At 65.3% G+C, this 24,622-nt stretch carries 25 protein-coding genes; 12 read left to right on the forward strand and 13 right to left on the reverse strand.

All coding sequences use genetic code 11. The features are described from left to right. The first annotated feature begins 37 nt into the window (after nt 1–37). Entirely contained in the window at nt 38–742 is a 705-nt protein-coding gene (locus MTX34_RS02280) for a YoaK family protein (RefSeq protein WP_243608291.1), read from the forward strand. On the opposite strand, the gene MTX34_RS02285 is transcribed toward MTX34_RS02280, so the two are convergent. Genes MTX34_RS02285 through MTX34_RS02295 form a run of 3 tightly spaced genes read right to left on the reverse strand, consistent with a single transcriptional unit; the run spans nt 739 to nt 3,871 of the window. Then, nucleotides 739–2,424: an NAD(P)/FAD-dependent oxidoreductase gene (locus MTX34_RS02285; protein ID WP_243608292.1), complete on the reverse strand. Its 1,686-nt coding sequence runs from the start codon at nt 2,422–2,424 to the stop codon at nt 739–741. The two genes, MTX34_RS02280 and MTX34_RS02285, sit on opposite strands and share 4 nt — an antisense overlap. Further along, a complete protein-coding gene (locus tag MTX34_RS02290; RefSeq protein WP_243608293.1) occupies nt 2,421–3,242 on the reverse strand; it encodes a carbon-nitrogen hydrolase family protein in 822 nt (273 codons plus the stop codon). Before MTX34_RS02290 ends, MTX34_RS02285 begins: the two co-directional genes overlap by 4 nt. Continuing rightward, nucleotides 3,239–3,871, reverse strand: a complete 633-nt coding sequence (locus MTX34_RS02295; RefSeq protein WP_243608294.1) for a helix-turn-helix domain-containing protein — start codon at nt 3,869–3,871, stop codon at nt 3,239–3,241. The genes MTX34_RS02290 and MTX34_RS02295 overlap by 4 nt, the downstream gene beginning before the upstream one ends. Nucleotides 3,872–3,975: 104 nt before the next feature. On the opposite strand from MTX34_RS02295, the gene speB reads away from it, so the two are divergent. Beyond that, nucleotides 3,976–4,935, forward strand: coding sequence for an agmatinase (speB, locus tag MTX34_RS02300; RefSeq protein ID WP_243608295.1), 960 nt, complete (start codon nt 3,976–3,978; stop codon nt 4,933–4,935). Nucleotides 4,936–4,939: 4 nt separating this feature from the next. Here the strand turns inward: speB and MTX34_RS02305 are convergent, their stop codons facing one another. Together MTX34_RS02305 and MTX34_RS02310 are read right to left on the reverse strand one after the other, a co-directional pair. Then, nucleotides 4,940–5,839, reverse strand: coding sequence for a universal stress protein (locus MTX34_RS02305; protein WP_243608296.1), 900 nt, complete (start codon nt 5,837–5,839; stop codon nt 4,940–4,942). After that, nucleotides 5,836–7,275, reverse strand: a complete 1,440-nt coding sequence (locus MTX34_RS02310) for an amino acid permease (protein ID WP_243608463.1) — start codon at nt 7,273–7,275, stop codon at nt 5,836–5,838. The genes MTX34_RS02305 and MTX34_RS02310 overlap by 4 nt, the downstream gene beginning before the upstream one ends. Nucleotides 7,276–7,452: 177 nt before the next feature. On the opposite strand from MTX34_RS02310, the gene MTX34_RS02315 reads away from it, so the two are divergent. The 4 genes from MTX34_RS02315 to MTX34_RS02330 all read left to right on the forward strand — a co-directional run bounded on the left by MTX34_RS02315 (nt 7,453) and on the right by MTX34_RS02330 (nt 10,720). Next, nucleotides 7,453–8,670 carry a CdaR family transcriptional regulator gene (locus MTX34_RS02315; RefSeq protein WP_243608297.1) on the forward strand — a complete coding sequence of 406 codons (1,218 nt, stop codon included), beginning with the start codon at nt 7,453–7,455 and terminating at the stop codon, nt 8,668–8,670. A 202-nt stretch (nt 8,671–8,872) separates the two neighbouring features. After that, nucleotides 8,873–9,028 carry a hypothetical protein gene (locus tag MTX34_RS02320; protein ID WP_183130214.1) on the forward strand — a complete coding sequence of 52 codons (156 nt, stop codon included), beginning with the start codon at nt 8,873–8,875 and terminating at the stop codon, nt 9,026–9,028. Continuing rightward, the gene (locus MTX34_RS02325; RefSeq protein ID WP_243608298.1) at nt 9,025–10,092 is read left to right on the forward strand and encodes a TerC family protein; all 1,068 of its coding nucleotides are present in this window, start codon (nt 9,025–9,027) and stop codon (nt 10,090–10,092) included. The genes MTX34_RS02320 and MTX34_RS02325 overlap by 4 nt, the downstream gene beginning before the upstream one ends. A 79-nt stretch (nt 10,093–10,171) precedes the next feature. Next, a complete protein-coding gene (locus MTX34_RS02330) occupies nt 10,172–10,720 on the forward strand; it encodes a Dps family protein (protein ID WP_243597218.1) in 549 nt (182 codons plus the stop codon). Nucleotides 10,721–10,789: 69 nt separating this feature from the next. Here the strand turns inward: MTX34_RS02330 and MTX34_RS02335 are convergent, their stop codons facing one another. After that, nucleotides 10,790–11,251 carry a hypothetical protein gene (locus MTX34_RS02335; protein ID WP_243597217.1) on the reverse strand — a complete coding sequence of 154 codons (462 nt, stop codon included), beginning with the start codon at nt 11,249–11,251 and terminating at the stop codon, nt 10,790–10,792. 118 nt (nt 11,252–11,369) lie between these two features. Here MTX34_RS02335 and MTX34_RS02340 point away from each other — a divergent pair, with 118 nt between their 5' ends. Beyond that, nucleotides 11,370–11,567: a CsbD family protein gene (locus tag MTX34_RS02340; RefSeq protein ID WP_243597216.1), complete on the forward strand. Its 198-nt coding sequence runs from the start codon at nt 11,370–11,372 to the stop codon at nt 11,565–11,567. A 91-nt stretch (nt 11,568–11,658) separates the two neighbouring features. On the opposite strand, the gene MTX34_RS02345 is transcribed toward MTX34_RS02340, so the two are convergent. Beyond that, complete coding sequence (locus MTX34_RS02345) at nt 11,659–12,387, reverse strand: EAL domain-containing protein (RefSeq protein ID WP_243597215.1); 729 nt, start codon at nt 12,385–12,387, stop codon at nt 11,659–11,661. Then, nucleotides 12,384–13,589, reverse strand: a complete 1,206-nt coding sequence (locus MTX34_RS02350; protein ID WP_243608299.1) for a CdaR family transcriptional regulator — start codon at nt 13,587–13,589, stop codon at nt 12,384–12,386. The genes MTX34_RS02345 and MTX34_RS02350 overlap by 4 nt, the downstream gene beginning before the upstream one ends. 377 nt (nt 13,590–13,966) lie before the next feature. Between MTX34_RS02350 and MTX34_RS02355 the strand changes: the two genes are divergently transcribed. Further along, nucleotides 13,967–15,154: a triacylglycerol lipase gene (locus MTX34_RS02355; RefSeq protein ID WP_243608300.1), complete on the forward strand. Its 1,188-nt coding sequence runs from the start codon at nt 13,967–13,969 to the stop codon at nt 15,152–15,154. Nucleotides 15,155–15,210: 56 nt separating this feature from the next. Here the strand turns inward: MTX34_RS02355 and MTX34_RS02360 are convergent, their stop codons facing one another. The 4 genes from MTX34_RS02360 to MTX34_RS02375 are packed head-to-tail and all read right to left on the reverse strand — an operon-like array spanning nt 15,211 to nt 19,245. Next, complete coding sequence (locus tag MTX34_RS02360) at nt 15,211–16,053, reverse strand: glycosyltransferase family 2 protein (RefSeq protein ID WP_243608301.1); 843 nt, start codon at nt 16,051–16,053, stop codon at nt 15,211–15,213. Further along, on the reverse strand, nt 16,050–17,057 hold the full coding sequence (locus tag MTX34_RS02365) for a glycosyltransferase (protein WP_243608302.1): 1,008 nt from the start codon (nt 17,055–17,057) through the stop codon (nt 16,050–16,052). The genes MTX34_RS02360 and MTX34_RS02365 overlap by 4 nt, the downstream gene beginning before the upstream one ends. Then, the gene (locus MTX34_RS02370) at nt 17,054–18,163 is read right to left on the reverse strand and encodes a glycosyltransferase (RefSeq protein WP_243608303.1); all 1,110 of its coding nucleotides are present in this window, start codon (nt 18,161–18,163) and stop codon (nt 17,054–17,056) included. The genes MTX34_RS02365 and MTX34_RS02370 overlap by 4 nt, the downstream gene beginning before the upstream one ends. Continuing rightward, nucleotides 18,160–19,245 (reverse strand): glycosyltransferase, encoded by a 1,086-nt coding sequence (locus MTX34_RS02375; RefSeq protein ID WP_243608304.1) that lies wholly within the window; start codon nt 19,243–19,245, stop codon nt 18,160–18,162. Before MTX34_RS02375 ends, MTX34_RS02370 begins: the two co-directional genes overlap by 4 nt. A gap of 168 nt (nt 19,246–19,413) precedes the next feature. Here MTX34_RS02375 and MTX34_RS02380 point away from each other — a divergent pair, with 168 nt between their 5' ends. The 4 genes from MTX34_RS02380 to MTX34_RS02395 all read left to right on the forward strand — a co-directional run bounded on the left by MTX34_RS02380 (nt 19,414) and on the right by MTX34_RS02395 (nt 23,817). Continuing rightward, on the forward strand, nt 19,414–20,349 hold the full coding sequence (locus MTX34_RS02380) for a WcbI family polysaccharide biosynthesis putative acetyltransferase (RefSeq protein ID WP_243608305.1): 936 nt from the start codon (nt 19,414–19,416) through the stop codon (nt 20,347–20,349). Continuing rightward, entirely contained in the window at nt 20,346–22,667 is a 2,322-nt protein-coding gene (locus MTX34_RS25925) for a glycosyltransferase (RefSeq protein WP_243608306.1), read from the forward strand. Before MTX34_RS02380 ends, MTX34_RS25925 begins: the two co-directional genes overlap by 4 nt. 84 nt (nt 22,668–22,751) lie before the next feature. Continuing rightward, on the forward strand, nt 22,752–22,982 hold the full coding sequence (locus MTX34_RS02390; protein ID WP_243597206.1) for a hypothetical protein: 231 nt from the start codon (nt 22,752–22,754) through the stop codon (nt 22,980–22,982). A gap of 10 nt (nt 22,983–22,992) precedes the next feature. Next, a complete protein-coding gene (locus MTX34_RS02395) occupies nt 22,993–23,817 on the forward strand; it encodes a CDP-alcohol phosphatidyltransferase family protein (protein ID WP_243608307.1) in 825 nt (274 codons plus the stop codon). On the opposite strand, the gene MTX34_RS02400 is transcribed toward MTX34_RS02395, so the two are convergent. After that, complete coding sequence (locus tag MTX34_RS02400) at nt 23,765–24,601, reverse strand: YihY/virulence factor BrkB family protein (protein ID WP_243608308.1); 837 nt, start codon at nt 24,599–24,601, stop codon at nt 23,765–23,767. The two genes, MTX34_RS02395 and MTX34_RS02400, sit on opposite strands and share 53 nt — an antisense overlap. Between the last annotated feature and the right edge of the window lie 21 nt (nt 24,602–24,622).

Genomic DNA, 24,622 nt, shown 5'->3' on the forward strand with positions numbered 1-24,622 from the left:
CGCTCGTGACCGCATGCCTGTGTGCCAAGCTCTGTCGGTGACCACGCCGCAGCCCCACATCGCCGTCGCAACCGCAAAATCGGTTCGGCTCGGAGTACTGCTGGCGGCGGTCGGTGGATTCCTCGACGCGTACACCTACATCACCCGCGGCGGCGTGTTCGCCGGCGCGCAGACCGGAAACGTGGTGCTGCTCGGGGTCGATGTCGCCGGCGGTCGGTGGGTCGAGGCGCTGGCTTTTCTGCCTCCGCTGGCGGCCTTCGTGCTGGGAGTTGCAACCGCGGAGTTCATCGCGTTGCCCGCGGTGGCGAAAATCGTGCGACGACCGGTGCGGGCAGTGCTGGTGTTCGAGATCCTGGTCGTCCTCGTCGTCGGTTTTCTGCCGGGAACCGTGCCCGACGCCGTGGTCTCGGTGATCCTCGCTCACGTTGCCGGCGTGCAGGTGACCACCTTTCGCGTGCTGGTGGATTCGCCGTTCAACACCACCATGACGACCGGGAATCTCCGCAGCATGGCGATGGCCGCATTTCATCGGGTGGTCGAACACGATCTGGAGGCCGGAACGCGCGCCCGACGGTTCGGCGCAGTCATCTCCGGATTCTTCGGCGGGGCACTGATCGGCGCAGTCGCGGTCGAGCTGTTCGGGCTGCGGGCGATCTGGATGGTTGCCCTCATGCTGACCATCGCGCTGGCGCTGTTCGTGTTCGACGAGCGCTCCCCCCGGCCGCTGCGACCGAAGCGCTAGTCACCCAACCGAAGCGGCGCGATGGCGTCGAAGACATCGCCAGGTCCCGGGTTACCGGGTGCCGACGTGCCGCCCAGGTGATGCACGACGCCCCACACCGCATTCAGTGCGGTGTGAATAGCACCCTCGGCCCAGCCTGCAGTCCACGAGATGTCGTCGCCGGCAAGGAAGATGCCTCGATGTCGTGGGTCGAGCTCGTGCTGGACGAAGTGCGTGAACAACCTTTCCTGGTAGCGGTAATGGCCCGGCAGGTTGGCTTTGAAGGCACCCATGAAGTCACGTTCGGTCTCCCAGGACAACGTCACCGGTGTGGAGATGATGTGGCTGCGGAAATCGACACCGGGATAGATCTCCTCGAGCGATCGCAGCATGATGTTCATGCGTTCGGTGGGGTCGAGGGCCAGTAGCTTGAGCGAGTCGTCGGACCACGTGTACGACAGGCAGATCAGTCCGGGACGGCCCTCGCCCTGGTCGAGCAGATACGTGCCGCGGCTCATCCGGTCGGTCAGAGTCATGCTCACCAGATCGCGGCCGGTGACCGGATCCTTGTCCTTCCAGAACGGTCGATCGACGAGCGCGAACACCTTGGTCGACCCCATGTAGTGGGTCCGTTCGATGGCGGTCCAGTGGTCGATGGGGAACAGGTCGTCGTCACACCTGATGTTGCTCAACAACATCCAGCTCTGAGCGGTCACGACGGCGGCGGCGTAGGTGCGGATGTTGCCGCGGTCGTCGTGGATCGTGGTGCCGCCGTCGGTGCGCCTGATCTCGGTGACACGCGACATCGTGGTGCCGCCGTTCAGCGAGGCCACCGACGTGCCGGCGGGCCAGTGCGCCATGTTCGCCGGCGAGTCGGTCCACAGCCGCATCGGCAGTTGCTGTGAACCTCCGACGATTCCGCGGTGGTGGTCGTCCGCTGCCGTGATGACGACGCGAAGGATCTCGAGGATCGAGTTGGGATAATCGGTGTCCCATCCGCCCGTTCCGAAACCGACCTGGCCGAACAACTCCCGCATCCGAAACGACGAGAAGTGCTCGGAGGCGGCAAGAAAACCGTAGAAGGTCTGATCGTCGAACTTCACGATCAGCTCGTTCCAGATTCGTTTGATCTCGGCCACGTCCCGCTTGCGGATCGCACGCTGCAACGGAATCAGTTCGGCGTGGTCCTCCAGCGTTCGGTTCCACGCCTCGGCGACCTCGGCGAACACCGGTGGAAGATCGTCGAGTTTGCGTGCGTAGTAGCTCTCACCCTTGAGATCGATCACCGTACTGGGCGTCACCTCGGCCAGCGGATTCGGAAACGGTGTGGTGTCGAGTCCGACGGCGTCGAGGTAGTGGAACAGCGCGGTCGACGACGGCGGAAACCGCATCGCACCCATTTCGGCCACCACGCCTGGATGCCCCTCGAACGGCACCGACCGCATCCGGCCACCGATTTGATCCGATTCGTACACAACGGGTTCCAAACCGAGCTCGAGCAGTTCGCGAGCGACGACCATGCCTGCCAATCCGCCGCCGATCACCGCGACCCGGGTACCGAGGGCCGCGTCGGGAACACGTCCCAGGCCGGCCGGATGCGCGAGGTAATCGTCGTACGCGAACGGAAAGTCCGGGCCGAACATCGTCAGCGGCTGGTCGTCCCCGGATTCGATTGCGCTGTCCGGGGTGACGGGTGTGCTCATCGGTCGGTCTCCTGCTCGGGCCGCGAGGACCCTGTCGGGTAGAGATCATAGCGGCGATCGGCCAGATGTGTGTTGACGGCGCGGGATCGAGCGAGCTCGGCCGGATCCAGATCCACCGTCAGAAGTTGTTCGTGCCCACCGGCGCGCGCAAGGTCGGTGCCGTCCGGCGCGACGGCGCAGGTCAGTCCGCAGTACGTCAGACTCGTCTCCGCGCCACAGCGGTTGACGTAGGTGACGAACAGCTGGCTCTCGTAGGCCCGTGTCGGGACGACGTGTGTTGCGATGATCTCGAACGGGGTCATCAGGCCGGTCGGAACGATCAACCACTGCGTTCCGGCGTCGGCGTGCGCACGAACGGTTTCCGGGAATTCGACGTCGTAGCAGGTGAGCAGACCGCAGCGAAGCCCGCCGAAATCGAACTGCACCAGCAGTTCCGGGCCGGAAGTGAAGTGCGCGCGGTCGAGTTCACCGAACAGGTGGGTCTTGCGGTAGCGCGCGACCGACAACCCGGTTGCGTCGACCACCTGTACCGCGTTGTACACCGTCTCGCCAGCAAGCTCGGGGTATCCGTACACGATTGCAACGCAGCGAGATCGAGCGATTGCCGCCACCCTCTCGAAGATCGGCCCGTCGAACGGTTCGGCTCGTTGGAGCACGAGATCGCCGATGTCGTATCCGCTGACCGACATCTCCGGGGTCACCAGGATCGACGCGCCGGCTGCGGCCGCTCGCATGACGGCGTCGTCGAGTGCCGCGAGGTTGGCGTCGACGTCGCCGGCCAGTTCGGGGCCTTGGAAGAGCGATACGGTGATCGTCATCGATGCAACTCCTGTTTCCTCATTGCCAACTCCTCGGGCAGCGCCGGTGCCAGCACCCAGAGAACTCGAGCGCCGCCGCTGCCTTCGGTACGGAAGCTGTGCCTGCGCCGCGGCGAGAAGGTGAACGCATCTCCGGGACCGAGCAGTACCTCCTCACCCGCGAACGTGCCGTCCGCCTCGGCTTCGAAGGTCACCCGTAACTCACCCTCGATCACGTGCACGAACGTGACGTCGAGCGGAAGGGTGTACGCCTCGGCTCCGCTCCCGCCGCCATCGTCGATGTGGCCCAACAGCACCTGCACGCGACGCTCCCCCACCGGTGTCAGTAGGTACTCCGTCATCGCCTCACCGCCGAACATGATGCGCGGTAACGACTGTGCGCGGACCACCTCGCCGGACGGGGCGTCGTCGAACAGGGAGCCGACCGGTACGTCCAGGGCCGCGCAGACGCGAACCAGCGACGCCACCGAGGCGTTCACCTGATCTCGTTCGAGTTTGGACAGGTACCCCTTGGTCACCCCGCAGGTATCGGCGAGCGCGTCGAGCGTCAACCGCTTCTTCTGGCGCGCCTCTTTCAGCCGCGCGCCGATACGCGGCGCGTCGTTGTCGACCTGCGAAGCCACCGACACCGTTCTCGCCTCTCAGGAAACTCATGTTGACAAGACCGTGCATCAGAGTAACGCTTGCCGGGCGACCTGGTCGACCCGTCACCCCACTTCGGAAGGAATTCTCGATGAGCCCGAGCAATCCCGAGCACCCACCGATCGGTCCGGTCGACGCCACCAAGGTCCCCCGCTTCGCCGAGCCGACCACCTTCGCCCGGCTGCCCCGACTGGACCAGGTGTCTCGGGCCGACGTGACCGTCCTCGGTGTCCCGTTCGATTCCGGCGTCAGCTACCGCCCCGGCGCACGTTTCGGCCCGGGTCACATCCGAGCGGCCTCGAAACTGTTGCGGCCGTACAACCCTGCGCTGAAGGTGTCGCCCTTCGCCCGTCAACAAGTCGCGGACTTCGGCGACATCGGGGTCAATCCGTTCGACATCACCGAGGCCCTGAACACGGTGCACGACGCGGTGACCGACCTGCGCGCCGACGGCTCGTCGGTTCTCACCCTCGGCGGTGACCACACCATCGCACTGCCGATCCTGCGGTCGCTCGCGCGTGATCACGGGCCGATAGCGGTCCTGCACTTCGATGCCCACCTCGATACCTGGGACACGTACTTCGGTGCCCCCTACACTCACGGCACCCCGTTCCGACGAGCCAGCGAAGAAGGTCTGATCGATCTGGAACGCTCACAGCACATCGGCATTCGCGGCCCGCTCTACAGCGAGCAGGATCTCGAGGACGATCGTGTGCTCGGCTTCCAGGTGATTCGCTCCGACGATTACGAGGTCGACGGGGTGGCCAGCATCGTCGAGAGGATGCGCAGACGACTCGGCGGCGGTCCGGTCTACGTCTCGGTCGACATCGACGTTCTCGACCCGGCGCACGCGCCCGGTACCGGCACGCCCGAGGCCGGTGGCATGACGTCCCGAGAGTTGCTCAACACCTTGCGCGGACTGGTCGGCCTGAACGTGGTCGGTGCCGACATCGTCGAGGTCGCACCCGCGTACGACCACGCCGAAATCACCGGCATCGCCGCGGCTCACGTGGCCTACGAACTGCTCTCGGTGCTGGCCCTCAACCGATAGACCGTCACCGACGCGGCAGCACCAGGATCGGCACCGGTGAATGACGGATGATCTTGGTGGCCCGCGACCCGAGGAACACCCGAGCGATCGGCCCCAGCGGCCCGGACGATCCGATGGTCAGCACCTCACCGTCCTGCCACTGCACTTCGTCGAGGGCCTCGCGCCAACTGCCTGCCGAGGCCAACTCCGTCGTCACCTGGTCCGCCGGGAGTCCCACCGCGACAGCGTCGTCCACCGCAGCGGTCAGCGCCTCACTCAGCCCTCGGGCGAGTTCGGCGGCAACGTCGTCCTCGGCGCGTAGTCCGATCTCGGGCGGGTACATCGTCGCCCCGCGAACGACGAACGAGGCCAAGCGCAGTGGAATGCCCGCAGCCCGAGCCAGTTCCGCGGTGGGTCCCACCACGCGCGAGGCCTCGCTGTCACCGGAGAAGGCGCAGGTGATCCGGGTCAGAGTTGCGCGTTCGCGCATGCGGTAGCCGCGCGGAGCGAGGGCAACCGTCACCGGGGACGAGTGCAGCAGCTTGTCTGCGGTCGACCCGACGACCACCTGTCCGAGAGCGCCGTCGCCCGAGGAGCCGAGCACCAGAACCGAGGCCGAGATGCTCTCGGCCGCTTCGGTCAACGCCGTCGACACCGATCGGTGTGCCAAGCGATGGAACGATGCGGTGATGTCGGGAGCCCGGTCCTCCAGGTAGTGCCGCGCCTTCGCCTCCGATTCGGCTGCCGTCGCCGCCGCCCAATCCGCGAATTCGGCATCCACCCGTGCCATCGACGGCGTCGACCACGGCTTGGGCACCACCGTCGCCACATCGATGTCGCTGCCCGACGACCGAGCGAGTTGGGCACCGAGATCGAGAGCACCGACACTGCCTTTTCCCGGCGCGAAGGCGATCAGAACGCTCATTCCGCGTCCTTTCCAACCGATCGGAGCGCCGAATGATGCCGACCCCACAGGAAATAGAACGCGAGAACCACGGCGAGCCAGAGGCCGAACCAGAACCACGTGGTCCACCGCAGACCGGACAGGATGTACACGCAAGCGGCGACCGACAACACCGGAGTCACCGGATAGCCCGGCACCTTGAACGGACGCTCCAGGTCCGGCATCGTCCGACGAAGCACGATCACCCCGATCGCCACGACGATGAACGCGACGAGGGTACCGATCGACACCAGATCGGCCAGCTTGTCGAGCGGAATGAACGCAGCGAGAATCGAGATGATCACCGCGACCACGATCGTGTTGTTGACCGGGGTGTGCGTGCGCGGACTGACTTCGGCAAACGCTTTCGGCAACATGCCGTCTCGGCCCATGGCGAACAGAATGCGAGTCTGCCCGTACATCGTCACCAGGGTCACCGAGAAGATCGAGATGACCGCACCTGCGGCCAGAATCGTTGCCGGCCAGGCCTGCCCGGTGACGTTCCGCAGGATCTCCGCCAGCCCGGCTTCCTCCTGGCCGGCGAAGTCGGTCCAGGGCTGAGTTCCCAGGGCGGCCACGGCCACCACGAGATAGAACACGATGACGACGATCAGCGCCGCAATGATGGCGCGCGGCATGGTCTTCTGCGGATCTTTCACCTCGTCGCCCGCGGTGGACACCGCGTCGAGTCCGATGAACGAGAAGAAGATCGTGCCGGCGGCCGCCGTCACCCCTGCTGCGCCCAACGGCATGAAGTCCGAGAAGTTGCCGGAGTCGAAGGCGGTGAATCCGACGATCGCGAACAGGGCCAACACACCGAGTTTGATGACGACCATGACTGCGTTGACGGCCGCCGACTCGCTCGCACCGCGAATGAGCAGAACGGCGCACAGCACGATCAGTACGACTGCAGGCAGATTCATGATGCCGGGATCGGAGTCACCCGGCGCAGCGGACAGCGCGTGCGGGATGGTGAACCCGAACAGGTTGTTCAACAGCTCGTTGAGGTACCCGCTCCACCCGACGGCGACGGCAGCACTGGACACTCCGTACTCGAGCAACAGGCAGGCCGCGACGCCCATCGCGACCACCTCGCCCATCGTCACGTAGGCATAGGAGTAGGTCGAGCCCGAAACCGGTACCGCCGATGCCATTTCGGCGTAACAGATAGCCGCGAGACCGGCCGCGATACCCGCGGCCAGGAACGAGAGCACCACTGCGGGACCGGCTTCGGGAACCGCGAGCGACAGGACGAAGAAGATGCCGGTTCCGATGGTCGCACCGACGCCGAACATCGTCAGCTGAAAGGTGCCGATGGTTCGTTGCAAGCCTCCGGTCTGCTGCTCTGCATCCACGATCGGTTTCTTGCGAAGCAACTGCGACCGCAGACTCGCTGCAGGCCTGTTCGACGAGGTCATGGCCGACACTCCCAACGTGGATACGAACTGTGCGGATCGGGTGATTGTGCTCCCGGATACCGGCTCCTGCACGTCGAACACGCCGCGCAATCGGAAGACGCGGACAGCGATCCGTTTCACCACCGACGCCGCGATGCCTACCATTGACCTTCAGTCGGATGGGAGACACGAGAACAGATGGCCACACAGCGGGATGCGCTACCGCTCGACTCGGTCGCTGCCCGGGCCGCTGCCGATGCCGGCGGGCTCGACGTGGCACTCCTGGGCAGCTTCCTCGACGTCCTCACCGACGCCGTGGACGCGGGTGTCCCACTGAGCCGGGCACAGCTGCGCGAGTTTCGCTCGCAGGGGGACGCCGCGGCGCGCGCGGGCGTTGCCCTGCGCGCGTTGCTCGACCTGTACCTGACCTCCGCGTGGCGGCTGTGGCGCGAGCTGCCCGCGGTGGTCGCAGCCGCCGACGACCCGGCCGGGGTCGTCACGGCGGGCGAGGTGATGCTGCGCGCCGTCGACGACGCGGTGGCCGAACTGGCCGAAGGATTTCAGCTCGCCCGCAGAACTCTCGTCAGAGCCGAGGTTCTCGCACGCCGCGAATTCGTCGACGATCTGCTCTCGGGCACCTCCGACGTCGCCGGGGTGCTCGGGCGAGCGCAGACGTTCGGGCTCGATCTGTCGAGTCCGCACGTCGTAGCTGTGGTGACGTCGTCCAAGCCGTTCACCGACGCCAGTTCTGCCATCGGCCTCGTCGAGCGCAGCGTGCAGGGCAGCAAGGGCGACGCGGAATTGCTCGTCGCCACCAAGCAGGGCCGGTTGATCCTGGTGTTCCCGGCTCCCGACCTCGAGGCCGTCGACCATGTATTGACCCGGGTGGGGCGCGTCCTCACCACGTCGTCGGCACCGGCCTCGAGGGAATCGGTCGATCTTCGGCGCAGAGGAGAATACGGCCGGACTCAGATCGGGGTCGGCCGTGCCCGCAGCGGTGCGGTCGGTGTGGCGGCGTCGTACCGGGAAGCGCTCGATGCCCTCGATCTGGCGTCCTCGCTCGGACTGGACGCGCCCGTGGTCGATGCTCGGGATCTGCTCGTCTATCGCGTTCTGATCAGCGATCGCGCGGCGATCGCCGATCTGGTCGACACGTTGCTGACGCCGTTGATGGGCGCGCGAGGCGGAGCGGGTCCATTGCTGGAAACCTTGCAGGCGTACTTCGACACGGGCGCAAACACCGCGTCGACTGCACGCCGCATGCACCTGTCGGTGCGGGCCGTCACCTACAGATTGTCCCGAATCAAGGATTTGACCGGGCAGAATGTGGGCAACCCGGTCGAGGCGTTCGCCCTGCACACAGCGGTGCTCGGGGCGAAGCTGCTCGACTGGCCCGAGGTTCGTTCGTCCTCGTGACACATCGGGGCCGCCGAGGTTGCCGTAACCCGGCAACGAAATCGGTCGAAACGTGTCCGCAAAACGACCATGCCTGCAGGAAAGCGAACAGTCACACTGGAGTAGTTGCGGAATGACCCGAAGTTTTCCGCCGAGGCCCGAACGCACGGCCGGAACACCGGTAAGACGAAGACAGACGAGAACGAAAAGGAGCGTGTGACAGATGGCGTCGTTGACACAGAAGTTGACATCGTTCGCTCGCAGCCCACAGGGCAAGAAGATGATCGACCAGGCGCGTCGGTACGCGACCAAGCCCGAGAATCAGGCGAAGTTGAAGCAACTCGGCAGCAAATTCACGAGTAGAGGTGGCCGTTCATGAACGTCGTCCCGTGGTGGGCATGGGCGGCATTCGGTGCCGTCGTCCTCATCCTGTTGGCCATCGACCTGCTGGCGCACCGCGGTGCCCACATCATCGGTTTCAAGGAAGCCGCATGGTGGAGCGCACTGTGGGTCGGCGTGGCCATCATCTTCGGCATCGTGGTGTTCTTCACCTTGGGAACCACGGCGGGAGTCGAATACACGACGGCCTGGTTGCTCGAGAAGAGTCTGTCCGTCGACAATCTGTTCGTCTTCGCACTGATCTTCGGCTACTTCAAGGTTCCCCGTGAGTACCAGCACCGCGTGCTGTTCTTCGGTGTGATCGGCGCCCTGGTCTTCCGCGCGATCTTCCTGGCTGCAGGTGTGGCCATCGTCAGCAAGTTCGCTGCCGTTCTCTTCGTCTTCGCAGCCATCCTGCTGTACAGCGCCTACAAGCTGATGAAGGACGAGGAGGAGTCGTACGACCCGGGCAACTCGATCGCGGTTCGTTTGCTGCGCAAGATCATCCCGGTCCAAGACGAGTACTCCGGTACCAAGTTCTTCGTCAAGGAAGCCGGCAAGCGGGTGGCCACGCCACTTCTCGCCGTCGTGGTCGCCATCGAAGCCGCTGACCTGGTGTTCGCCGTCGACAGCGTTCCCGCCGTCCTCGCCGTGACCGACGACCCGTTCATCGTCTACTCCTCGAACGCGTTCGCCATCCTCGGCCTTCGCGCTCTGTACTTCCTGCTCGCAGGGTTGCTCGAGAAGTTCCACTACCTGTCCAAGGGACTGGCGATCATCCTCGCCTTCATCGGCGTCAAGCTGATCCTCCAGGCCGGACACAAGGTGATCAGCACGTCGATCCCCGAGATCCCCTCGCTGGTCAGCCTGGTGGTCATCATCGTGGTCCTGGCAGGCTCGATCATCCTGAGCCTGAAGAATCCCCCGGAGGAGGACGGTGCGGACGTGATCGACGAGGTCGCTGCCGACAGCCCGATCGTCGATCCGACGGACGGAAGCTCCTCGGCCGGCACCTCGACGACCGGAACGTCGGGCACGGATTCACCGCGACTCGACAAGTCCTAGCCGCTCACCACTCGTGCCCCGCCGAATTCGATTCGGCGGGGCATGTTTGTGTTCCGGGGGGATGGGGCAAACCATGCACATGGCTGAAAAGAACTCGTACACCGTTCCCGGACTCACCTCGGAAGTGGGCGCGCGCGTCGCCGCGATCCTTCAGGATCGACTGAACGCCTACAACGATCTTCATCTGACTCTCAAGCACATTCACTGGAATGTCGTCGGACCCAACTTCATCTCGGTTCACGAGATGCTCGATCCTCAGGTCGAAGCGGTTCGCGGTTTCGCGGACGACGTCGCCGAGCGCATCGCGACCCTCGGCTCCTCGGCAAAGGGCACACCGGGCACCATCGTCTCCGAGCGCAGCTGGGACGACTACTCGATCGGCCGCGCGACGGCCATCGAGCACCTCGGAGCACTCGACCTCGTCTACACCGGAGTCATCGAGACCACTCGCAAGAACATCGAAGAGGTCGGCGAGATCGACCCCGTCACCGAGGACATGCTCATCGGACAGAGCGCGCAGCTCGAACTTTTCCACTGGTTCGTGCGGGCACACCTGGAGAACTCGGGCGGCCAGCTCTCCACCGCGAACGCATCCAGTGAGGTCGACGCCGCGCAAAAGGCAGGCTAGAAACTCACCGCAAAGCACCGATCTCGCCGTTCGCCGGCGAGATCGGTGCTTTTCTTTGTCCGATCGGCGTCAGTCGGCCGGTCTCGCCTCGTGCCCGCTGCGTCCGTGGGTCCGACGCCGTTCCTTCATCTCGGCCTCGAAGACGTGGCGACGCCCATCCATCAGCTCGTCTCGCACCGCCCGGTCATGTTCGCGAAGCGGACCCCAATAGCCGTCGTCGAATTCCTCGACGAGCTGAAACGTCCAGCGTCCCGGCGCGATGTTGCGGCCGATCATGTCCGCGTCGATCCGCTGCGAGATCGTTGCGTGGCCGGCATCGGCGAGCGCGTCCACAGCCTCTCCCAACAGCAGGTCGGAGTGCCCCATCAGTTGATGAAACGAATATAGGTGGCCCCGGGCACGCTCGACGCATTCGAGTGCCTCGGACAGTTTCCCCGCCGCAGCAACGGTCGCGTCGTCCACACCACTCGGGCGCCGATGCTCGGGCGACTGCATGTCTGGGGCGGACGGGTTGTCGGTCTCTGAATCCATGGGTCCCGGTTACCCGGATCACGTCGGCACAATCCGCACGGTCCACCCATGATTACCGTCTCCGATCGCGGGTATAGCTCTCGGGCACGGAACGAACAATCGATTTCGAGGAGTTCACATGGCTGATTTCATCGACAAGGCAAAGCACAAGGCAGAAGAGCTCGTGGGCGAAGCCAAGGAAAAGATCGGCCACAAGACCGACAACGACGATCTTGCTGCCGAGGGCGCAACGGATCAGGCGTCGGGCAAGACCAAGCAGGTCGGCGACGACGTCTCGGACGCCGCAGGCAACATCAAGGACAAGTTCACGAACTGATCTTCCGAATCGGAAGTATTCGAACCCCGCACCCCGGCCCACAGGCCGTCGAGGGTGCGGGGTTCGTCGTTGTCGGTTCCCGGCCGAACGGTCAGACCGATGGATTCGGCAGTGGCATCGGGCGGCCGAACATCCAGCCCTGACCGAGCGTTGCTCCCAAGGCCGTTGCACGACGCAGATGCCTGGTGGTTTCGATTCCCTCGGCCAACAGAACTGCGTCGCTGGACCGGACGTAGTCGCGCACCTGCCTCATCGCGGCGCGCGACCGATACGGTGACCGGACGATCGACGCGTCGAGTTTGACGATGTCCGGCGCGACCGAAGCCAACAGATGCAACGTCGCAGGCGTCGCACCGACGTCGTCCATGGCTACCGCCATTCCGCGGGCCCGCGCTCCTCGAACCAGCGCCATCAACATCGGAACGTTTCGGTCGAGATCTCTCTCGGTGATTTCGAGGACGACGTCCAGATCGTCGCCGATCGCATCGAGGTGGGTGTCGACATCGCGTTCGTCGACGAAGCACCCCGGCTCGATGTTGAGAAAGAAGCGAACCCGACGCGAGTACGAGCGCTCGCGCGCCGCCCGGAGCGCCGCCGCCCGGCACGCGACGTCGACGCGACCCACCATGCCGCGTTCTCGAGCGAGAGCGAACACGTCTTCGGGTAGAGCCAGGCTCGGCGAGGGCCACCTCGCCAGGGCCTCGTATCCGACGACTGTTCCTGTGGACAGTTCGACGACAGGCTGGAACATCGCAGCCACGGATTCCACCGAATCGAGCGCCGCCGATGCTGCGAGCACCGCGCCGTCCGACACGGTCACAGTGATCGCTCGCCCACCGGAACACGACGTGCCTCCAGGCGGTCGGCGATCAGGGCAGCATGCAACCGTCTGAGCCCGGACGGCTTCATCGGATCGAGCCCGGTGAGCTGTTCGACTCGCTTCAAGCGGTAGTCGACGGTGTTGGGGTGCACCGTCAGCCAGGTGGCCGTTTTCTTTCGGTTGGAATCCGAGTCGACGAACGCTTGCAGCGTGGGCAACAGATCGACCGAGTCGCGGAGCGGATCGATCAGTGTCACAAGGTGTTTGCGGCCCAGACCCGGCCTGCTCACCTGGTACTCGAACACCAGATCCGAAATATCGTAGGTCCCGGGGGCGTACCGCAGCCGGCGTACGAGGCTCAGAAGTTCGTACAGGTGAGGCGCAGTCGAGGCGATGTCGTCGATGGAGGCCGATCCGGTTGTCGCAGTCACTGCAACCTCACCCGCTTCGGCGAGTCGACCGACGAGGTCACCGACGTCGACACCGGGGACGTCGGGCAGCAGCACGGTTCCGCCGGTGGGGCTGAGGGACGCGATGGGAGTGCAGGCCGCGTCGACCGTTGCCAGCGCAGCGTGGATCCTGCGGAGCTTTCGCGCTGCCATCATCGTGGCGTCGATTCGGCGTCCGCCTTCCTCTGCGTGAGCCGGGAAGTGCAGAGCGACAACGTGATAGTCCTCGGCGAGCAGCGCTCCCATGCGATCGGCGATCTTACGAGCGGTCCCGTCTCCGGTCAGCAGCGCGTCGAGCAGTTCCGCATCGTGCCGGGGACCGCTCTGAGTCAACGTTCGGAACTCCGCCAGATATGCATCGGAGACGGCCTCGGTCAGGACGTCCAACAGTTCCATGACCAGGACGGCCCCGTCGACCGAACGTGGTGCAGTGCGCACCCCCGACACACAGCCGTCGCTGATCGCGTGCTGGATGCGTCCGAGCGGCACACCGTCGCGAGCCCATCGCGTGGCGGCATCGCGAAATACGTCCAACGCACCGGGTGTCGGCAGTCGACCCGACTCGATCACCCCTGTTGCCAATTGGCAACAGGTCGTTGCCATGTCGTCGAGTTCACCGCGGGCGCACTCGCGCGGCGGTGGCGTGTCCTCGGGTTCGCCGATGTACTGATCCAACATCCGCGCAGCAGTCTCCCGCGGCGTCCGCAGACGGTCGGAGGCACGCCGCCCGTTGACGTATTCCTCCTGCGGCACGTGCACGCTCCCTGTTGCCGTCACCCCGACCCCACCCCCCGAATTCGACAGCTACTTCTGGTCTGTTGTCGAGTCGGACCGATCTCTCGCACACCGTGCACGGTCTCGACGTTCGACACCCACATCCACACCGATCGGCACCGGAGTGAACGTGGTCATCGAACAATAGAACAAAAATAAAACCTTGGGATTGTTTTGGTCAACATATCCGGCACTGCATCCTGATTCGGCCGGGCCTGCGTCACTTGTGACGCTCCCTCACCGATGACGTGTCGGTTACGGGCAGATTCCAAACGCCCGATCGGAGCCCACAATCGGCCGAAATTGCCGCCTACTGTTCCGCCTTGTCCAACAACCTTCGTCGAAAGTCAGCCTTCATGACCACTTCTCGGTCCACCTTCCGCGCAACGCGGAAGGCCACCACGGTGCGCGCTGCAGTGATCGCGGCAATGGCGTGCTCGCTTGCCCTCGGTTCCGGTGTTGCAGCCCACGCTCAGCCCACGACCGCGCCCGCCCCGCCCGCCACCGTGCAGGGCGACGACGTCATCCCGCCCGCACCGACCGAGGCGTCACCCAAGGCCGCCGACCAGGGCATCGTTCCCCCGAGTATCGATTCCGCAGCTCCTGCGACCAGCACCTACGATCCACAGGCCGAGACGAAGGGGTACGGCCCGGCATTCACGAACTTCCTCGCCGGCTTCCTGTACAGCGTCGTCAATCCGAACGTGGCACCGCAGGGTGCCAACGACTGGAACTGCAAGCCGTCCGCTGCGCATCCGCGGCCGGTCGTGCTGCTGCACGGCACCTGGGAGAACGCGTTCAACAACTTCGCGCGTATGTCGCCTGCCTTGAAGAAGGAAGGGTACTGCGTCTTCGCACTGAACTACGGTGACACCGATTCGAGTGCCGTCGGTCAGATCAAGTCACTGCGCGGCACGGACTCCGTTGCCTCCAGCGCCAAGGAAATCGCAACGTACATCGACGCAGTGCGGGCCGCCACCGGCTCCGCCCAGGTCGACATCGTCGGTCACTCCCAGGGTGGCCTCGTCACGCGTCAGTACCTTCGCTTCGAGGGCGGTGCCAACCCGGCCGATCCCACCAAGAACAAGGTGAACACTGTCGTCAGCGTCGCCGGCTCGAACCACGGCACGACTCTCGTCGGAATCGGCACTCTGGGTCGCACCATCAACAACCTGGGCCTGAACGTGCTGGGCGTCGTCGGTGCCATCGCGGGCCCCGCGGCCTCGGACCAGGTCATCGACTCTCCACTGGTCAAGGGACTGGCTGTGGGCGGTGACACCGACCCCGGCATCAAATACACCGTGATCGGCACCAAGTACGACGAGGTCGTCACCCCGTACAAGACGACGTTCCTCGCCGCGGGTCCCGGTGCCACGGTCAACAACGTCACCCTGCAGGACGGCTGCGGAATCGATCTGTCCGATCACCTGTCGATCTCGGTCTCGCTACGCGCGATCGGCATCGTGAAGAATGCACTGGATCCGAAGGGCTTCCCCACGAAGTCGATCCCGTGTGCGTACAACTCACCCATCACCGGCGGATAGCCATCGGTAGGGCTCAACCCCCGATGAGGGCGATCGGCCGTCGACGCCGATCGCCCTCATTGCCGTCGATCCACGCTCGTCGGACGCAAGCGACGAAGCTCGGAGCCGTCGAACTCCACGAGTCCGCGCGCGGCGAAGGCATCCAGCCAACCGATCATGGGCCACCGGCCCCATCGATCGAAGAACGTGCGTGCATTGGCGACGATGTCGTCGAGATGTTCCACCGGAGGATCGGAGACCGGATGGAACTGGTGATACGCATGCGCCCCGCCGACCCACCGCAACCCCATGCCCGACGCCTCCGCGGTGGCCGCGAAATCGGTGTCCTCACCGCCGTAGCCGGTGTAGTCCTCGCAGAAGCCACCGAGTTCGATCCAATTCGCCGCACCGATCGCGAAGGACAGGGACCAGAACAGGTCGAAGTTGTCTCCGCGCTCCACGGTGTTCGCCGGCGGGTCGGGCCGCGCTCGGTGCGGCGCAGTCAGCAATGTCAGCGTCTCACCCTCGGCGCCGAGGTCCTTCTCTTTCAGGTACGTCACCGGGCCGCAGAGCAGCGCACGCTCGTTGTCGGGCAACGTTGCCGCGCAACGGTATCTCTCGATCATCTCCGGGCCGGGGATGCAGTCCACATCGAGGAACACCAGCAACTCCCCACCACGATCCAGTGCCGCGGCCGCGCCCAGGTTGCGGGCCCGTGCCAACGGCAACGGGTGCTGCTGGGGCATCTCGATGCACGTTGCCGTCGAACCCGCCCGAGCGAGCACATCGACGATCGCGGTGTCGCCCATCGAGACGACGATGTGCTCGACCGGTCCCCCGGTCGAGTCGTTCAGACCGCGCACCTGCGCGGCCAAGTGTGCGTGGCGACCCGACACCACGGTGACGACGACGATCTTCACTGTCGCACCGTTCGAGGTGCGGCCTGCTCGATAGCCCGGGCGGCGCGGGCGGGAGCGCCGTCGGTGCGCAGGGCAGACCAGCGCCGACCACCGAGCTCGAGGGCGCGGCCCGCCGCCGCGTGCCATCGCGCGACGGACGGCCATGTATCGAGCACTTCTGCCACCGCACCGTCGGCCAGGGCCCGTCCGGTGGCCGACTGCTCGTCGAAGGGTCGAGCCTGCGGCACCACGATGGCGGGCGCGCCCGACGCGGCGACGTCGGCGATCGCATTCTGCCCGGCGTGCGTGACGACGAGTGCTGCCGAGCACAACACCGGCCAGACGTCGTCCACCCAGTCGCCGCCTGCGACGCCGAGTGCGCGGAACCGGAAGCGAGGATCCACCGCCGACCACGAGTCCACCAGATCGTCGGTCAGCGACGTACCACCGGCAGCACCCAGCACCACCACGGTGGGGTCGGCGTTTCTCGCGGTTCGCTCACGTCCGGCGAATCGACTGATCGAGCCCGCGTAGGTGGTCTTCTCGCTGTAGGGATGCAGCCAGGCCGGGTCGTAGACCTGCTGCGACCACGGCGCGACGATGTGCGTTGCCGACCGGTACGCGAGGCTGTGGACCGGATCCGCCCTCTCTCCCGGCACCGCCATCACGACGACGCGAACTCCCATGAGCCGCAGGAACATCGCCACTTCCACCGAAACGTCGACCACCACCGCCCGCGGGCGCTCGCGAGCCACCCACTCCGCGATGATCGCCATCCGTTCGGTCAGTCCGTCCACGTCGTGCGGAGCCCAGTGCAGTACGCCTCCAGCGGAAGGATCATCTGGAGAAGCATTGTCCGAGTCCTCGTCGACATCGAGAGGCAGAGTGATCCACTCGGCCGCCGCATGCCCTGCCGGTCGAGACCGCGAGGACAGCACTGTCATCGGCTCGGCCATCGACCGAGCGATGGCGTCGGAGCGCGTGATGTGGCCGACCCCGTGGTGGTGCGCGTAGTAGCCGATCATGCGATCGCGAGCCGATCCTCGATCGGGTCGGCAGCGGCGGCCAAGGTCGAGTGGTACAGCGCCTCGTACTCGTCCACCATGCGGTGCATGGAGCACACCTTCTCCGCCCGCGCACGAACGTCGGATCTCTTCAGCGCCGCCGCCTCGGGAATCGCTGCGGCCAGCCCGTGTACGTCGTCGGCCGCAACCAGCACTCCCGACGAGGCATCGACGATCTCCGGAATCCCACCCCTGGCGAACGCAGCGACGGGAGTCCCGCACGCCAGTGCTTCCGCCACCACCAGGCCGTACGGCTCGGACCAGACCGGTGAGACGAGCGCTACCTCGGCACCGGCCACCAACGCCGCAAGCGCGGGCTGATCGAGGTGCCCGACGTAGCGGATGTTCTCGTCGAGCATCGGCTCGACGAACTCGTGAAAGTAGTCGAGATTGCTCAGCGGCCCGGCGATACGCAGCGAGCGGCCTGCCTCCTTCGCAGCCGCAATGGCCAGGTGGAGTCCCTTCTCCGGGACGACCCGACCCGACCACACCACGTAGTCGCCGCCCACACCGAACGGCCACTCCTCCAACGAAATTCCGTTGCGAACCACGACGGTTCCGGTGGTGACATCTGCCCACTGCGAGGCGGCGAACTCACTGACCGCAGCAAAAGTATTGGCACCTGGCGGGGCCAACGCCACCGCGGACTCGAGCCACGCGAACGGCGGTGTGTGCAGTGTCGTCACCATCGGTATCGGCAGCGTCGACGACATGGCGAGCGGCAGATAGTGCAGGCTGTGGTTGTGCACGATGTCGAAGGACCGAGACATCGTCCCGGCGAGCTCCATCATCACCGCCAGATACGCATGATGCTCGCGGATCGCGGTGGGAGTGATCGCGACGTCCGCGATCGAAATCGGCGTCAGGTCCAACGTTCGCACCGGTAGCAGCGTCGCATCCAGATCGACACTCGACCCGTCCGCAGCGAACAGACTCACCTGATGCCCACGCTCGGTGAGTGCCCGCACCAGGTTGTAGACATGTGCCTCCAGACCGCCCGCGAAAGGCTGCGCCACCGGAAAACTCGATGACGCCAGCACCGCGATGCGAAGTGGCTTCTCGTTCAACGCATCTCCTTGATCACTGCTCGATAGATCGCTGCATGGGTATCTGCAATTCGTTGTCGCTGTTGCGCTCTGGTGCCGGAGTCGACGGCCGGAGTGCGATCTGCGTGCGATGCGCGCAGTGCAGCGACGAGGGTGGCGGGATCGAACGAGTCGACCCCCATTCGGAAGCTGTGTACCCGAGCCTGGTCCGCGTAGAACCCGCAGTCCGACGCAACAACGGCCGTTCCGAGATCGCGGCAGGCCTCCAGCCAGCCGGAATGCGTTCCGAAGCGATACGGAAGCACCGACACATCGATCGCCGACAGGTAGTCCCACAGCGCGTCGTCGTCGAACCGTCCGTGCACGCGTACGTCCACGTCGGGAAAGCTGGTGTAGTCCAGCAACTTCGCGCCGATGGTGGGGTTGTACCAGTGGCTGGAGTGTTCGAAGACGTCCTCGTCGATGTCCAGCCGGACGGTTGCGTCGGGGAGCGAACGTGCGGCCTCGACGACCGCATCCATCACGGCCAACGGGTCCATGTTGGACCGCAGGTTCTTGGCGTGGACACCGATGACGAACGACTCCGACGGCGGGCGCGGGCGATCCATTCGATCGAGAGGCACGACATGCGGATGCTCCACCACCGTGGATCGAACGCCCCACCGATCGTGGATCCAGGCGGCCGCACCCGGAGTCAGGGTGATCACGGCATCGGCTGCCCGCACGAGTACGTCGAGTTGCCTCAGATGCTGCACGTTGTCCGTGAAATGAGGGTTGTGCAGGTCGTGGACCGTCAGTACCAAGGGCAGGCGGCGGCCGTGCAGATGGTCGACGGTGCGCGTGAGTTCCTCCGGCGCGAAGGACTCGAATCCGAAATGCACGTGCAGAACATCGAAGTGCACCTCGGTCTGTTCGGCGAGCCACCGGGCATCGAGCAGTCGGGGTGGCCACCACTGCCCGGGTACGTCGACCCGGACGGGTGCTGGATCAGGAAGCAGCTGCACCGATCCGGCGGACAGCGGCTCGCGCTCGGAGCCGGAGCGGACGGGCAGGAGGTGTTGGACGTAGGCATGCGAGGACGGAACCGATGCAACGCGAATCATGAATTCCTTCGGGTACGGGCAGGACGATCGTGCCTGGTCCCGACACGCGATACGTGGCCTGTACCCACTTGTGCCGGGGTTCAATCGGGGTTGGCGCAGCAGGTTCACCGGGTCTACGTTGACGAGTGAATGGTCCACCATCAACACGCACACGACGTCGGGGCAAGCATGGACGGTCGCACCCGCCACTACGGCGATTTCTACGCAGCAGCGCACGATCCGGGTCGATCCGACGACGACAGACCCCTCCTGCTCGTCTGGGGAAATTGCCAGGCCGAGGCACTTCGCATCCTTCTCGGTTCCGATCCGTCCATGCCGCTGCGGACTGTGCGGATTCCCCCCGTGCACGAGCTCGAGTCCTCGGACCTGGTACACGTCGACCGACTCGTGCGCCGGACGTCGGTGCTACTCACCCAACCGGTTCGAGCCGGCTATCGTTCACTGCCGCTGGGGGTGCCCGATCTCACCGAAGCGCTCCCACCCGACGCCACCGTCATCCGCTGGCCGGTGCTGAGATACGCGGCACTGCATCCCTTTCAGGTCATCGTTCGACATCCGAGCGACCCGTCCGCAGTCCCGAACACGGTGCCCTACCACGACTTACGCACCATCCTGGCCGCTCGTCGCGGCCTCGGCAGCCATGAGGACTGGGATCGATCGGTCTCGGACGACGGTCTTCGACAGGCAGCCGAGTCGAGCCTCGACGAGTTGCGGCGACGCGAGAGCCGGGACACCGACATCGCTGCGTCCGACCTGTTCTGCGCAGCCGGGAGCAACGCCACCCACACGATCAACCATGCGACCAACACGGTGCTCACTGCTCTGGCCCAGCGGATACTCGATCATCTGGGAACCGGTAGCACGGTCCGAGATCCGGGGCGCGAATTGCTCGGAGGTGTTCGTGCGCCGGTCGAGCGGCGAGTGCTGGACGCACTCGGCCTGGACGGCGAGCCGCGTGCGAATTGGTCGGTCGACGGCAATCCTCTGTCGCCGGATTCCGTTCACCGCGCTCACCTGCTCTGGTACGCCGAACGTCCCGAATTCATCGGTGCCGCGCTGGAACGTCATGCAGAACTGATCCGAACACTGGAGCTGGCACCGTGACCCGGCCTACTCTGCACCTCGCCCTCGGCCCACCCGAACATGGGGTGGTGCGTTGTGCGCGCGAGTTGGCCGCTGCAACAGCGAATCCGGTGATCTCCGATATCGAGCAGGTCCCCCTCGACGCGCCGATCCACGTGCACTTCACCGACAGGCTGTTCGGCCGCACCGCGACGGAGGCCGCGGATGCGTTCGTCGACTTCGCACGGCGGCACCGCGCGCCGGTCACCGTCACGGTGCACGATGTACCGCAACCATCGGACGGCCATGCCTTCGAGGTGCGTACGGACTGCTACCGGCGGGTGATCGACTGCGCCGCTGCCGTCGTCGTCTCCAGCATGCACGAGCGACTGCTGCTCGACGACGTCGTGGATCTGCAACACGATGTGCGGGTGATTCCGCTGCCGATCGGACGCGCGGTGCCGTCGATCGAGGACCGCGTCACCCCTCGACGAGTCGTCGGTGTTCTCGGGTTCGTCTATCCGGGCAAGGGGCACGAGGAGGTACTCGGTGCCATGACGTCGCTGGACAGCGACGTCGACTTTCTGTCGATCGGGTCCGCGTCACCGGGCCACGAATCCATGATCGGCGAACTCGCTTGTACTGCAGATCAACTCGATCGATCGTTCGTGTCGACCGGCTTCGTCCCCGACGACGAGCTCGACGAGGTCCTTCGATCCGTTGCAGTTCCCGTCGCGTTCCATCGCCACGTATCGGCATCGGGTTCGATCAATTCCTGGATCGCGGCAGGCCGTCGCCCACTCGTCCCCCGTGGACGGTACGTGGAAGAGATGGAGACCAATTCTCCCGGGGCACTGTGGATTCACGAAAATTCGGTCGAGGGCCTCGCCGCTGCGATGGCGGAGGCTCTCCGCCATCCCGACAGGACATGGCAGCAGGACGACGTAGTCACCTACCCCACGCTGGGCCAGGCCGCCGCGCTGTACCGCGCACTGTTCGACGAACAGCGCGCGAAGACGGCAGACCGGCTACCCGACGGCCGGTGGGTGGTACCGGGCAATCGGTGGGATCTCGCCGAGACCGTGGATCTGGATCCACGAGTGTCCGTGGTGATCCCGTACTTTCGCCAGCAACGCCAGCTCGAACTCGTCCTCGGCGCGCTGACCCTGCAGAGCTACCCGGCCCGCCGACTTCAGGTGATCGTGGCCGACGACGGCTCCCCCGAAGCACCGACCGTCGACGGCTTTCGTTCCGCGCTCGACATCACCGTCGTGCGGCAGCCCGATCTCGGCTTTCGTGCGGCGGCGGCCCGGAATCTCGGTGCCTCGGTCGCCGAAGGCGAGATTCTGTGTTTTCTGGATGCGGATACCGTTCCCGAGCCCGGGTACATCGCGGAATCGGTTCGGCTGCTCGCGTCCCTGCCCGACGCCCTCACCGTCGGTCGTCGGCGGCACGCCGATCTCACGGGTCGGTCCGCCGAGGACGTGGCGGGGTGGTTCCGCGGAGAGTCGGCCGCTCCGCCGGAATTGACGGAGCCGCAATGGCTCCGCGACGGGTATCGCCGTTCACGCCACCTACTCGACGCAGATCGGCGCTCGTACCGGTACATCATCAGCGCTGTGATGTCGTGCAGCCGTGAGCTGTTCTCCGAGATCGGCGGATTCGACGAGACATTCGTCGGATACGGCGGAGAGGACTGGGATTTCGCACATCGCGCCTACGACGCCGGTGCCGTCCTGGCGCACCTGCCCCACGCGGTCGCATGGCACGACGGGCCCGAATGGGCCGAGCGGACAGGCGGAGATCGCGAACGAAAGAATCTCGAGGCCCTGATGCTGTCCTCCAGGATCACCGACCCTGCCGCTCGCACTCACGGCCTCGTCTACGCCGTCCCCGAGATCGTCGTCGTCGTCGATTCGACCGGGCACAGCTCTGCGTCGCTCCTTGTCACCGTCGGATCCGTTCTGCACGAGAGAAATTGCGCGGTGTGGATAGCCGGGCCGGACGCGGCGCAGTTGCGACAGCGGTGGGGCGACATCGACCCACGCGTCCATCTGGGCAGGCCCGGCGACACCTGCCGCAGCCACATCGTCGTGCACGTGCGTGGATTCGTGCTGTTCGGTGAGCAGGCTCTGCGCCGAATGCTGGCAATCGAAGCCGATCGCCTGACCATAGACGTCGGCGGTATCGGCTCCGTCGAGCTACGCAGTTCGCGGTCGAATGCCCGCGCAGCGAGGTGGGCCGGCGCGCTGGGCCGTGAACACCAGGACGTGGCCGAATCGCTGTTCGGTCATATGCACCGCACGGGACTCGAATTCGGGATCTCGCCCGGTGAACAACAGCCGAACCTGGCCTGGTGATGGGAAGACAGTGCGGTGGCGATTGATGAAAGAATGCATGTCGGCAGTCGTCGGGGACGGCGGAAGAGCAAGGTCGGGTGGACGATGAACAGAACTCTGTATTCGATGATCTGGATGATGGCGATCATCGCTTTCGTTGCATTGATCTGGGGCACAGTCGGTTACGTGTACGCCGACGAACATCCGCTGCGTCGAGCGGCATTCGTCGGTGGCGGAGTTCTGATCTCGGGATGGCTGATCGTGCTCGCGGCCGTGGGTATCAAGATTTCGCGTCTGAAGGCACGCAGGCGCGCGAGCAACTCCGACGACGACTGACGGCACCGAGGTGCGGATTGAGAACGTCGTGGACGGGTACTCCGCTTCGAAGTCTCGACGTGCAGTCGCCGGTCACCTGCTCGTCGAGTTCCTCTCAGTCGGTGCCGAGCAAGGGTCCTCGATGGTCAATCAGCGCAGTTCTGCGAAGCAAAACGTCACGACGGTACGGCCGGCGACGCGCGAGGAGTATCTGTCGACCTGGTCGACACTGCACAACGGCATCGATCCGTCCTCGTCCGCGTTGGTCTCGGGCTGGCTTCGCATCGTGTACGCGCTGAGCGCTCCCCTGGTTCGTGCGTCCGTGTCCGCCCATGCCGTCACCCTCACAGCCGTTGTCGTGGCCGGGGCGGCAGTGGCTCTGTCCAGACCGGGGACCTCGGCACCACTGATCGCAGCCGTGCTGATCGTGGTCTCCGGCCTGCTCGACGGTATCGACGGCGGAGTCGCGATGATCGGCCGCTCCCAGTCCCAGTGGGGCTACCTACTCGACACCGTCGCCGATCGCTGCAGCGACCTGCTCCTCGTGGCGAGCGGCCTTGCTTTGGGAGCGCCGATGCCACTGGTGGTGGCGGTCGGCGTGACGACGTTGCTGCACGAGATGGCCCGGGCTCGAGCGGTGGGTTCCGGAATCGAGGACGTCGGCTTTCTGACGGTGTGGGAGCGTCCTTCGCGGGTGATCGCGGCTGCGGTCACGGCAACGGTTGCCGGAGCCGCACCGGCGGCTGCCGGAACGTCGGCAACGATCGGTGTTTCCGTCACGTGTGCGCTCGCGGTGGTCGGGTTCACCCAGTTGATGTTCGGCTTGCGTCGGCGGGCCGATCGAATTCCGCGGTGATCAGCCAGCCGGCAAGCGCCAGGACGTGGAACACGAACATCCACAACATGATTGCTACTCCGCCGCCGATCGCGGTGAGGCCGCCGAACGGTGCACCCAGATCCACCGGAATCGCCAGGAACAAGATGAATCCGTGGACGAACCCGGTGACGATGGACGAGGTGACGAGCGATCCGACGATGAGCGCCCGCCAGCCCACCGCTCGTGGCGCTATCACTCGGTAGGTCCACGCCAGAGGGACCGACAGAATGAGCCACAGGCAATTGAAGCCGAGGAACACGCGTAGCGCCATGTCTCCGATTCCACCGCCCCCGGTCGATGCATCGAGCAATCGAGCCACGCCGAGTACGCCCGCGAGCAGTACCGGTGCGGCGGCGAAGAACGGCACCATTGCCAGCCGACCGCGCCAGCCGGTGAACGATTCTCGAATCGGTGCGAACCGTACGATCGCCCTGCGCAGGCCCTCCCCGTAGAACGTCGCAGGGAAGACGGCGATCAGGACCCCGAGCGGGCCGAGCTCGATTCCTGCCGTGGCCAATCCATCCACCGCCGCGCGAGCCCCCAGAGCGTCCGGCAGCAACCCCGACATCGCGTCGAACCCTCCGCGGACCCACTCCTCCGACACCAGTAGTGCACAGGCGCGGATGGTGAGGAGCAGCAGCGGAATTACCGCTATGACGGCATAGAACGTCAGGCCACCCGCTATCAGGGTGGTGTCCTCACGAGCAAACCCGGCTTTGATGGCGGCGAGAGCGTCGGCCACCCGGGTTCGAATCGTTGTCATGCCGGAAATGTGCCACAGGAT

This window comes from Rhodococcus sp. ARC_M5, assembly GCF_022810405.1.
In the GTDB taxonomy this organism is placed as follows: Bacteria; Actinomycetota; Actinomycetes; order Mycobacteriales; family Mycobacteriaceae; genus Rhodococcoides; species Rhodococcoides navarretei.

What these genes read in the sequence shown, in the direction of transcription:
- MTX34_RS02305 (WP_243608296.1), bottom strand. Translation starts at nt 5,839, where the DNA reads ATGAGCGTTCTGATCGCCTTCGCGCCGGGAAAAGGCAGTGTCGGTGCT.
- MTX34_RS02365 (WP_243608302.1), bottom strand. Translation starts at nt 17,057, where the DNA reads ATGATCGGCTACTACGCGCACCACCACGGGGTCGGCCACATCACGCGC.
- MTX34_RS02400 (WP_243608308.1), bottom strand. Translation starts at nt 24,601, where the DNA reads ATGACAACGATTCGAACCCGGGTGGCCGACGCTCTCGCCGCCATCAAA.
- MTX34_RS02285 (WP_243608292.1), bottom strand. Translation starts at nt 2,424, where the DNA reads ATGAGCACACCCGTCACCCCGGACAGCGCAATCGAATCCGGGGACGAC.
- MTX34_RS02325 (WP_243608298.1), top strand. Translation starts at nt 9,025, where the DNA reads ATGAACGTCGTCCCGTGGTGGGCATGGGCGGCATTCGGTGCCGTCGTC.
- MTX34_RS02315 (WP_243608297.1), top strand. Translation starts at nt 7,453, where the DNA reads ATGGCCACACAGCGGGATGCGCTACCGCTCGACTCGGTCGCTGCCCGG.
- MTX34_RS02375 (WP_243608304.1), bottom strand. Translation starts at nt 19,245, where the DNA reads ATGATTCGCGTTGCATCGGTTCCGTCCTCGCATGCCTACGTCCAACAC.
- speB (WP_243608295.1), top strand. Translation starts at nt 3,976, where the DNA reads ATGAGCCCGAGCAATCCCGAGCACCCACCGATCGGTCCGGTCGACGCC.
- MTX34_RS02340 (WP_243597216.1), top strand. Translation starts at nt 11,370, where the DNA reads ATGGCTGATTTCATCGACAAGGCAAAGCACAAGGCAGAAGAGCTCGTG.
- MTX34_RS02330 (WP_243597218.1), top strand. Translation starts at nt 10,172, where the DNA reads ATGGCTGAAAAGAACTCGTACACCGTTCCCGGACTCACCTCGGAAGTG.
- MTX34_RS02390 (WP_243597206.1), top strand. Translation starts at nt 22,752, where the DNA reads ATGAACAGAACTCTGTATTCGATGATCTGGATGATGGCGATCATCGCT.
- MTX34_RS02320 (WP_183130214.1), top strand. Translation starts at nt 8,873, where the DNA reads ATGGCGTCGTTGACACAGAAGTTGACATCGTTCGCTCGCAGCCCACAG.
- MTX34_RS02335 (WP_243597217.1), bottom strand. Translation starts at nt 11,251, where the DNA reads ATGGATTCAGAGACCGACAACCCGTCCGCCCCAGACATGCAGTCGCCC.
- MTX34_RS02355 (WP_243608300.1), top strand. Translation starts at nt 13,967, where the DNA reads ATGACCACTTCTCGGTCCACCTTCCGCGCAACGCGGAAGGCCACCACG.
- MTX34_RS02380 (WP_243608305.1), top strand. Translation starts at nt 19,414, where the DNA reads ATGGACGGTCGCACCCGCCACTACGGCGATTTCTACGCAGCAGCGCAC.
- MTX34_RS02290 (WP_243608293.1), bottom strand. Translation starts at nt 3,242, where the DNA reads ATGACGATCACCGTATCGCTCTTCCAAGGCCCCGAACTGGCCGGCGAC.
- MTX34_RS02310 (WP_243608463.1), bottom strand. Translation starts at nt 7,275, where the DNA reads ATGACCTCGTCGAACAGGCCTGCAGCGAGTCTGCGGTCGCAGTTGCTT.